The sequence below is a fragment of the Actinoplanes sp. NPDC048791 genome (assembly GCF_040650095.1).
Classification (GTDB): domain Bacteria; phylum Actinomycetota; class Actinomycetes; order Mycobacteriales; family Micromonosporaceae; genus Actinoplanes.
Window position 1 is genome coordinate 1 of sequence record NZ_JBEZGQ010000609.1, and the last position, 5,193, is coordinate 5,193.

A 5,193-nucleotide genomic window follows, 5' to 3' on the forward strand; every position below is an offset into this window, starting at 1 on the left:
GCGGACCCGGCCGGACGCCGGGCGGTCCTCCACGGACCGCGCGCTCAGGTGGTGCGCGGTGGCGACGACGGGCCGGACGCCGGCCAGCCGGGCGGCGAACCGGCCCTGCACGCAGGCGCGGTAGAGGTGGGTGTGCACGACGTCGAAGCGGCCGAGCCGGATGAGCCGGCGCAGCCGCACGATCGAGGCCGGGCCGCCGTCCGTGCCGAGCTCGTGCACCGCCGTACCGGTGGAACGCAGCGCCGTCGCGAGCGGCCCCGGCCGGGCCAGGGTGACCACCTCGCAGTCGTGCGGCAGCCGGGGCACCAGCAGGCGCAGTTGTTGCTCGGCCCCGCCGGCCGCCGAAGTGCTGATGACGTGCAGCACCCTCATTTTCCCCTCTTTCCTCGGCGCGGCGCAGTTACGACGCTGCCAGAGTCGGGGCGGACAATGAAAGTCGCAGATGTCATGCCCAACATGAATGCCACCGAACGCGCAAAACGCATTCCGGGTCCGGCCGAACGGACGTATCAGAGCGCCGAAAGTCCCTGTACAGCAGGCGATCGAGAGCGCGCGGCCATCGTCGGTACTGTACGTGAGCGTGGCTCACGTTGGCCGTGACAATTGCTACTGTGATCGATCTGGTGCGACTGCCAAGCTTTATTCGCAAGCGCTGAAAAGCGACGAGCGACGAGCGGCACGCGCAATTGACGTCACCATTTTGACGCGGCGCGCGCACGCTCCCTTTCCTTGCCAGTTCTCACCGCGGCCGTCCACCGCCGGTATCCGTCCAGGGAGGAAATCCATGCAGGTACGGCGAGCAGCGCCCGACGCCACCGCGGGCGACCGGCGGGCCCGGAGGCCGGCCAGGACGCCCTGGTTACGCATGGTGGTACCCGGCCGGATGGCCCGGGCCGGGGTAGACGCGGCCGCGCTGGGCCTGGCCCTGCTGATCGCCACCCTGCTGCGCCACGACGGCGACTTCAGCCACGTCCACCTCCTCCCGCTGCTGGTGCTGGCGTGCTTCGCCGCGGTCGTGCACACCGTGGCCGGGCTGCGCTTCGGCCTCTACACCGGGCGCTGGTCGTACGGCTGCTTCGAGGAGATCGCCGCGCTGGCCCGGACCGCGGTCGTGGCCACCCCGGTGATCTTCGTGCTGGACACCCTGCTGGGCCGGCTGGTGCCGCGCTCGGCCATCATCGCGGCCGGCCTGATCGCCCTGGTGCTCACCGCCGGCGTGCGGTACGCCGTCCGCCTGCTCAACGACCAGCGGCTGCGCCCGTCGCCCGAGCCGGGCACCCGGGTCGTCGTGATGGGCGCGGGCGAGGGGGCCACCCAGGTCATCCGCGCGATGCTGCGCAGCCCGTTCAGCCCGTACGTGCCGGTCGCGCTGCTCGACGACGACCCGGCCAAGCGCACCCTGCGGGTGATGGGGGTGCCGGTGGCCGGCAACCGGCAGGCGATGGCCGAGGTGGTCCGCCGGTACAGCGCCGACGCGGTGCTGATCGCCATTCCCAGCGCGGGCGCCGACCTGGTGCGCGAGCTGACCGAGCTGGCCGAGCCGCTCAACGTCGACCTGAAGGTGGTCCCGCCGGTCGTGGAGCTGTTCGGCCGTACCGTCAGCGTCGAGGACATCCGGCCGGTCAGCCACGCCGACCTGCTCGGGCGCCGCGAGATCGGCATCGACCTGGCCGCGGTGGCCGGCTACCTGGCCGGGCGCCGGGTGCTGGTCACCGGGGCCGGCGGCTCGATCGGCTCGGAGCTGTGCCGCCAGGTCGCCCGCTTCCACCCGGCCCAGCTGGTCATGCTCGATCGCGACGAGTCCGGCCTGCACGCCGTGCAGCTGTCCCTGGACGGCCGCGGCATGCTCGACGACCGCAACCTGGTCGTCGCCGACATCCGCGACCAGCAGCGCCTCGACGAGGTCTTCGCCGAGCACCGGCCCCAGGTGGTGTTCCACGCGGCCGCCCTCAAACACCTGCCGCTGCTGGAGATGCACCCCTCCGAGGCGCTCAAGACCAACATCATCGGCACGTACCAGATCCTCCAGACGGCCCTGCGCCACGGCGTCGACCGGCTGGTGAACATCTCCACCGACAAGGCCGCCGAACCGGTCAGCGTGCTCGGCTACTCCAAGCGGATCACCGAACGGCTCACCGCGGCGGCCGACGAGGCCGCCCACGGCACCTACTGCAGCGTGCGTTTCGGCAACGTGCTGGGCAGCCGCGGCTCGGTGCTGACCGCCTTCGCCGCGCAGGTCGAGGCGGGCGGGCCGATCACCGTCACCCACCCCGAGATGACGCGCTACTTCATGACCGTGCAGGAGGCCGTCCGCCTGGTCATCCAGGCCGGCGCGATCGACAGCTCCAGCGAGGTGCTGGTGCTCGACATGGGCGAGCCGGTGCGCATCCACGACGTCGCCCGCCGGATCGCCGACGCGGCGGAACGGCACATCCAGATCGTCTACACCGGCCTGCGCCCCGGCGAGAAGCTCGCCGAGATCCTGCTCGGCCCGGACGAGCCCGACCACCGCCCGCACCACCCGCTGATCTCGCAGGCGCCGGTGCCCCCGCTGGACGGTGCCGTCCTCTCGCTGCTGGACCCGACCGTGCCGCGCAAGGACCTGATCGCCGTGCTGCGCTGGCTGGCCGAGAGCCCGGCACTGTCCCCGGCCCGGGAGACCCCGCCGCCGATGCCGGCGACCCGCAACGGGCGCCGGCCGGGCGCCCGCAACAAGAGCACCGCGCCGCGGCAGCCCGAATTCACCGTACGCCCGGGACGGCAGCCGTGAGCCGCCCAGCGCAGGAAGGGAACACGCCCATGCGGGTCGTCATCGCCGGTCAGGGTTACGTGGGGCTGCCGCTGGCGGTCCGCGCCGCCCAGGTGGGTCATTCGGTTGTCGGCTTCGACGTCGACGAGGAACGCATCAAGCGCCTCGCCGCCGGCGAGTCCTACGTGGACGACGTGTCCTCGGCCGAATTGCAGGAGATCCTCGACGCCGGCACGTTCCACCCGTCGGCCGACCCGCGCTCCTGCGCCGGTTTCGACGTCGCGGTCATCGCGGTGCCGACCCCGCTGCGCGAGGGCACGCCCGACCTCAACTACATCGAGCAGTCCGCCCGCACCCTGGCACGCTATCTGCGCCCGGGCGCCACCGTGGCGCTGGAGTCCACCACCTACCCGGGCACCACCACCGACCTAGTCGCGCCGTTGCTGGAGGAGGGCTCCGGCCTGATCGCCGGGGTCGACTTCCACCTCGGCTACAGCCCCGAGCGCATCGACCCCGGCAACCGCACCTGGAACCTGGTCACCACCCCGAAGGTCGTCTCCGGCATCAACGCCGAGTCGCTGGAACGGGTACAGGCCTTCTACGCCTCGGTCGTCGAGCACACCGTGCCGGTCTCCGACCCCAAGGTCGCCGAGCTGGCCAAGCTCATGGAGAACACCTTCCGGCACGTCAACATCGCGCTGATCAACGAGCTGGCGGTGTTCGCCCACGACCTCGGCATCGACGTCTGGGAGGCGATCGAGGCGGCGTCGAGCAAGCCGTTCGGCTACATGCCGTTCGTGCCCGGCCCCGGCGTCGGCGGACACTGCCTGCCCATCGACCCGTCGTACCTGTCCTGGCGGGTGCAGCGGACGCTGGGCCAGAGCTTCCGGTTCGTCGAGCTTGCCAACGACATCAACAACCACATGCCCGACTACGTCGTCCGGCGCCTGGTCGGCGCGCTCAACCAGCGGCGCAAGCCGGTCAACGGCTCGACCGTGCTGCTGCTCGGGCTGGCGTACAAGAAGAACAGCGGCGACGCCCGCGAGTCGCCGGCCCGGCGGGTCGCCTCACTGCTGCTGGACATGGGCGCCGAGGTCCGCGCGGCCGACCCGCACGTGGTCGAGGACGCCCACGTGGACCGCCGCGTCGTCCGGGTCGCCGCCACCGCCGAGCAGATCGCCGCGGCCGACGCCGTGATCCTGCTCGCCGACCACGACGCCTTCGACCTGGACCTGGTCGTCGAGCACGCCGGTTACGTCCTGGACACCCGGCACCGCATCACCGGACCGAATGTGGAGACGCTATGACTCTCTGGGATGGTCTCAACCGCCTGGCCGCCGCCGTCGCCCTGATGCTGTTGTCCCCGCTGATCCTGGTGGTCGCGGCCTGGATCCGGATCGCCGACGGCCGCGGCATCCTGTTCGTTCAGGACCGCGCCGGCCTCGGCGGGGTGCCGTTCCGGATGCTCAAGTTCCGCACGATGGTCCACGACTCGGTCGCGCTGAGCGCGCAGCTGGGCATCAGCGACCCGTTCGGCCTGGTCGAGAACGACCCGCGGATCACCCGGTGCGGCCGCTTCCTGCGCCGCACCAGCCTGGACGAGCTGCCGCAACTGGTGAACGTGCTGCGCGGGCAGATGCGCCTGGTCGGGCCGCGCCCGGACGTGCTGCCGCAGGTCGCCAACTACTCGGCCGAGGACGCCCGGCGCCTGGAGGTCAAGCCCGGCATCACCGGCTGGGCCCAGGTCAACGGCCGCGACGACATCGACTGGCCGCAGCGCTTCGCCCTGGACCGCTGGTACGTCGACCACCGCTCGGTGACCCTGGACCTGCGCATCCTCTGGCGTACGGTGGCCACCCTGCACCGCGAGGAGGCCCCGGTGCACGTCGACGAGCTCAACATCCAGCGGTCCCGGGACCTCGGCCGTGCGGCCTGAGGTCGGCTCGGAGTTCCACTGGGACCCGGCCGCCATCGCCACCACACCGCAATCCCTGCTGCCGCAACGGTTCGAGCTGTTCGCGACCGGCTGCGGGGCACTGAGCACCCTGCTGCGACAGCTGGCGCCGCCGGGCCGGCTGCACGTGCCGTCGTTCTTCTGCATGGGAGTCGCCGAAGCCCTGTCCGCCGACGTGCCGATCACCTGGTACCGGCACCTGCCCGACGGCCGGGGACCCCGCCTGGAAACCCTGCGCGCGCTGCCGGGCGACGTCGTCCTGGCCCAGAACCTGTTCGGCCGCGACCGGCCGGAGCCGTGGGCCGCGTGGATGCAAGCGCACCCCGGCGTCACCGTGGTGGAGGACCACTCGCACGACCCGTTCAGCGACTGGGCCCGCGCCAGCTCGGCCCCGTACGCGGTGGCCTCCCTGCGCAAGACCCTGCCGCTGCCGGACGGCGGCCTGCTGTGGTCCCCGACCGGCCGGGCCCGGCCCGGGCCGGTCGGCGCG

Annotated in this window: 4 protein-coding genes and 1 pseudogene; 4 read left to right on the plus strand and 1 reads right to left on the minus strand. The window is 72.1% G+C overall.

Features of this window, described 5'->3' with window-relative positions; genetic code table 11:
• The coding region (locus tag AB0C29_RS32485) for a glycosyltransferase (protein WP_360828310.1) at positions 1–372 on the minus strand (372 nt) is incomplete at its 3' end.
• Positions 373–865: 493 nt separating this feature from the next.
• Between AB0C29_RS32485 and AB0C29_RS32490 the strand changes: the two genes are divergently transcribed.
• From AB0C29_RS32490 to AB0C29_RS32505, 4 genes and pseudogenes are all read left to right on the plus strand, one after another.
• Complete coding sequence (locus tag AB0C29_RS32490; protein WP_360828313.1) at positions 866–2,770, plus strand: nucleoside-diphosphate sugar epimerase/dehydratase; 1,905 nt, start codon at positions 866–868, stop codon at positions 2,768–2,770.
• Positions 2,771–2,799: 29 nt separating this feature from the next.
• Positions 2,800–4,056: a nucleotide sugar dehydrogenase gene (locus AB0C29_RS32495; protein ID WP_360828316.1), complete on the plus strand. Its 1,257-nt coding sequence runs from the start codon at positions 2,800–2,802 to the stop codon at positions 4,054–4,056.
• Positions 4,053–4,685, plus strand: coding sequence for a sugar transferase (locus AB0C29_RS32500; RefSeq protein ID WP_360828318.1), 633 nt, complete (start codon positions 4,053–4,055; stop codon positions 4,683–4,685). The genes AB0C29_RS32495 and AB0C29_RS32500 overlap by 4 nt, the downstream gene beginning before the upstream one ends.
• A pseudogene (locus AB0C29_RS32505) lies at positions 4,675–5,193 on the plus strand (hypothetical protein); the annotation flags it as partial. The gene AB0C29_RS32500 and the pseudogene AB0C29_RS32505, both read left to right, overlap by 11 nt.

Bases quoted from the DNA above. Each gene is read 5' to 3' on its own strand.
- AB0C29_RS32490 (WP_360828313.1), top strand. From the start codon at position 866: ATGGTGGTACCCGGCCGGATGGCCCGGGCCGGGGTAGACGCGGCCGCG.
- AB0C29_RS32495 (WP_360828316.1), top strand. From the start codon at position 2,800: ATGCGGGTCGTCATCGCCGGTCAGGGTTACGTGGGGCTGCCGCTGGCG.
- AB0C29_RS32500 (WP_360828318.1), top strand. From the start codon at position 4,053: ATGACTCTCTGGGATGGTCTCAACCGCCTGGCCGCCGCCGTCGCCCTG.